At 75.5% G+C, this 4,071-nt stretch carries 3 protein-coding genes and 2 pseudogenes; 2 read left to right on the top strand and 3 right to left on the bottom strand.

All coding sequences use genetic code 11. The features are described 5' to 3' along the window. Positions 1-396: pseudogene (locus JWR81_RS09835) on the top strand (hypothetical protein); the annotation flags it as partial. 29 nt (positions 397-425) lie between these two features. Here the strand turns inward: JWR81_RS09835 and JWR81_RS09840 are convergent. Further along, positions 426-956 (bottom strand): DUF2537 domain-containing protein, encoded by a 531-nt coding sequence (locus tag JWR81_RS09840; RefSeq protein WP_297649683.1) that lies wholly within the window; start codon positions 954-956, stop codon positions 426-428. Between the two features lie 170 nt (positions 957-1,126). After that, positions 1,127-1,939: an RNA methyltransferase gene (locus JWR81_RS09845; protein WP_297649685.1), complete on the bottom strand. Its 813-nt coding sequence runs from the start codon at positions 1,937-1,939 to the stop codon at positions 1,127-1,129. Positions 1,940-2,122: 183 nt separating this feature from the next. Between JWR81_RS09845 and JWR81_RS09850 the strand changes: the two genes are divergently transcribed. Next, complete coding sequence (locus tag JWR81_RS09850; protein WP_297649687.1) at positions 2,123-3,628, top strand: glutamate--cysteine ligase; 1,506 nt, start codon at positions 2,123-2,125, stop codon at positions 3,626-3,628. A gap of 214 nt (positions 3,629-3,842) precedes the next feature. Here the strand turns inward: JWR81_RS09850 and JWR81_RS09855 are convergent. Then, positions 3,843-4,071 (bottom strand): annotated as a pseudogene (locus JWR81_RS09855) (hypothetical protein); the annotation flags it as partial.

Below are 4,071 nucleotides of genomic sequence, written 5' to 3' on the forward strand. Positions count from 1 at the left end.
CCGCCCGCCACGCGCCGCCCGGAGCCCGCCCGCCAGGCCGAGCCCGCCCGCGCACCCGAGTACGCGCGCGCCGCGGAGCCCCAGCACGCCGCGGAGCCCCAGCAGCACACAGCCGAGGCCGTGCAGCGGTCGTCCCAGCCTCGCGTCGAGGCCCAGCCCGAGGAGAAGCCCCGGGTCGAGGCCCCGCCGCCCGCGGAACGGCCGGAGCCCCCGGCCGCGGCGCCGCCCGCAGCGGAGGCCCCGCACGACGAGCCGGCCGCCGAGGCACCGCCGGAGAGCCCCGCCCCCGAGGCGCCCGCCGAGGCCGCGCCCGCGGCCAACCGGCGCACGAAGAAGGGGAAGCCGGTCATGCCGTCCTGGGACGAGGTACTGCTGGGCGTGCGCGGCCAGCGCTGACGTCCGCGCCTGCACCCGCGGGCGCCGGCTCAGCCGAGCAGGCCGAGCAGGAGCACCACCCACGCCACCCCGAGACCCACGGTGGCGCCCAGCGCGGGCCAGCGCCAGAACGGCGTGCGCCGCACCAGCCAGAGCGACGGCGACAGGCCCAGCCCCACGAGCAGGTTGGCCGGCACCCACACCAGCCCGAACGCCTCCGCGAACGAGCGGCTGAGCACCACGTCGGCGATGGCGACGAACACCGCGAAGAAGGCCGCCACCGTGAGGCCCGTGATCCACGGCGTGGGCCCGGGCGGGGTCGGGTCCAGCCGTGGGATCGGGCCCGTGGCCCCGACCCGCACCGACTCGACGTCGCCCGTCACGGGGTCGACCAGCTCCACCGGACGGCCCAGCACGTCGGCCGCGCGCGACGCGAGCTGGCGGCCGCGGCGGCGCAGCACCGCGAGCTCCTCCGGGCGGCCCGATCGCGTGACGGCCGTGGCGAACGCCGCCCACTCCCGCAGGGCGTCCTGCAGGTCGACGGGCAGTGGTGGATCACCCGGCTGCCGGTCCCCCAGCACGGCGCACTCCCTCCGTCGATAGTGCGGTGGCCACGGGCGTTGCCGGGTTGATCGCGGGATCCAGGTGGTTCCTCACAAGGCGCCGCCCGCAGCTCATACCGGGACGCCGCGAGGGGCCGCCCGGGCCCGCGAGCGGCCCGGAGGACGTTCGTGGACGCCGCCCTCGCCCGTCAGCCTACGGGCGACGCGACCGCGTGGAACGCCACGGCGGCCGCCGTTGCCACATTGAGCGAATCGACGCCGGTGGCCATCGGGATGCGGACGCGGACGTCGGCGGCGGCGAGCGCCTCGTCCGACAGGCCGGGACCCTCGGCGCCCAGCAGCAGAGCCACCCGCTGCCCGCCGAGCCCGGCCTGCGCCAGGGGCACCGCGTGAGCGGCGGGGGTCAGGGCTGCGACCCGCAGCCCCGCGGCACGCAGCACGCCCAGGGAGGCGGGCCAGGGGCCGGGGAGCTCCGCGAACGGCACCCGCAGCACGTGGCCCATCGAGACGCGGACGCTGCGCCGGTAGAGCGGGTCGGAACAGCGCGGGCCGAGCAGCACCCCGCCCACACCGAGGGCAGCGGCGTTGCGGAACAGCGCACCGAGGTTCTCGTGGTCGCCGACGCCCTCCAGCACGGCCAGGATCCGCGCTGTGCGCAGCAGCTCGGGGACGTCCGGCGCGGGCGCCCGGTCTGCGACGGCGAGCACGCCCCGGTTGAGGTGGAAGCCCACGACCGACGCCATCGTGTCCGCGTCGGTGGCGTACGCGGGCACGTCGTGGCCGTCGAGATCGGCGGCCAGCTCGTCGATCCGGCGCGGCACGCCGAGCAGGGACCGCACCGGGTACGGGGAGTCGAGGAGCCTGCGCACCACCACCACACCCTCGGCGATCACCAGGCCGCGCCCGCCGGGCCGGTCGGGTCTGCGGTCGGCCGCGGTGAGGTCGCGGTAGTCGTCGACGCGGGCGTCGGCGACGTCCGTGACGGGAGTGATGGTGGCCACGGGGACGCATCGTCGCAGGCCGGTCCCCCTCAGCTGCAGGCGCCGCTCGGCCCCGTCATTCGGACGGCCGTAGCGGAGCGATCACCGGTGTGTCACGGTGGACAACCCGCCCGATCGGGCGAATGGTCGTCGGCTCGGGAGGCAGCATCAGGCATGGCCCGGGGGCAGGGAGGCAGCACACGCATGGGCCAGGACGTCGACCGGACCACGTTCAGTCGGCGCGATCGTCAGCTCTACCGGGCGAAGGTCCAGCAGTGCCTCGACACGCTGGCGGTGATGCTGCGCGAGCACACGTTCGCGCGGGACGAACCGATGACCGGGATCGAGGTCGAGCTCAACCTCGTCGACGCCGATCTCGCCCCGTCGCTCTCGAGCGCCGACGTCCTGCACGCCATCGGCGCCGCTGAGTTCCAGTCCGAGCTGGGCCGCTGGAACCTCGAGCTGAACCTGCCACCGCGCCCGCTCCCCGGTGACGAGTGGCGCCACTTCGAGGGCCAGCTGCTCGACGAGCTCGCCACCGCCCGCTCCAAGGCCGAGGACTGCGGGTCACAGCTGGCCGTCATCGGGATCCTGCCCACGCTCGAGCCCCGCCACCTCGTCGTCGAGGCGCTGTCCACCGACCGCCGCTACGTCATGCTCAACGAGCAGATGCTCAACGCCCGCGGGGAGCCGATCCGCCTCGACATCTCCGGCGACGACCCGTCGGGGCGCCACGCCGTCGAGCCCGACCACCTCATGGCCGACTTCGACTCCATCGCCCCCGAGGCGGCCTGCACGTCCATGCAGCTGCACCTGCAGGTGCACCCCGACTCCTTCGCCGCCTACTGGAACGCCGCGCAGTGCCTGGCGGGCGTGCAGCTGGCCGTCGGGGCGAACTCGCCGTTCCTCATGGGCTCGCGGCTCTGGGCCGAGACGCGCATCCCCCTGTTCGAGCAGTCGTGCGACGTGCGGTCGGTGGAGCTGCGCAACCAGGGCGTGCGGCCGCGGGTGTGGTTCGGCGAGCGCTGGATCACCTCGGTGCTCGACCTGTTCTCCGAGAACGGGCGGTACTTCCCCGGCCTCATGCCCGTCACCGAGGACACCGACCCCATGCAGGAGCTGCGCGAGGGCCGCGTGCCCGAGCTCAACGAGCTCCGCCTGCACAACGGCACGATCTGGCGCTGGAACCGGCCGGTCTACGACATCGCGGACGGCGTCCCGCACATCCGCGTGGAGAACCGGGTGCTGCCCGCGGGCCCCACGGCCGTCGACATGGTGGCCAACGCCCTGTTCTTCTACGGGCTGCTGCGGGTGCTCGTCGAGGCCGAGCGGCCGCTGTGGAGCTCGATGTCGTTCGAGGCGGTGGAGGAGAACTTCACCACCGCCGCCCGCCACGGGCTGGGGGGGCCGCTGTACTGGCCGGGGTCGGGCTGGATCCGCCCCGACGAGCTGGTGCTGCGCAAGCTGCTGCCGCAGGCCGCCGAGGGCCTGACGCGCTGGGGGGTCGCGTCCGGGGTGATCGACCGCTACCTGTCGGTGATCGAACGCCGCTGCGCCACGCAGCGCACCGGTGCCGCCTGGCAGCTCGACACGGTGGCCGCGCTCGAGGAGCGTGGCGCCGATCGGCAGAAGGCCCTGCACGGCATGCTCGGCCGCTACCTCGAGCACTCGACGGCCAACGAGCCCGTGCACGACTGGCTCCTGCCCTAGCTCTGCGCGTTCGCACTCGCGAAGCGTCGATCCGTTCGGCCCCGCGGGGCCCGGGCCCGCTCCTAGTGTCGGTCCCGTTCCGCCGGTGACCACCGCTCCGGGCGAGCCGCCGGCGGCTCGGCCCATCCGACCTCGCCACCCGCCGCCGCGCCGCGGGTGTCCTTCCGCGTGCCCGCAGACGGGGGACCCATGTCTCGACGCCCCGCCCCGCCCCTCACCACCAGCCGTGCCCTGCGCGCGGTGCCGGACGCCGTCCGGTGCGCCGCGGCCGGACGCCGTCGGTGACCGCCTCGGCGCGCTTCCGTCTCTTCGGCCGGCAGACGTCCGCCGTCCCGGCGGCTGCCTCACCGTCGGCACCGTCCCCGTACGGGATGCCCCGCTTCCCCGGCCCGCCCTGGGGCTCGGCACCCGCCGGCCCACCGCCCGCCGGGGCCGGCGCCGCC

It is taken from the genome of Pseudonocardia sp. (assembly GCF_025965585.1).
GTDB lineage: Bacteria > Actinomycetota > Actinomycetes > Mycobacteriales > Pseudonocardiaceae > Pseudonocardia.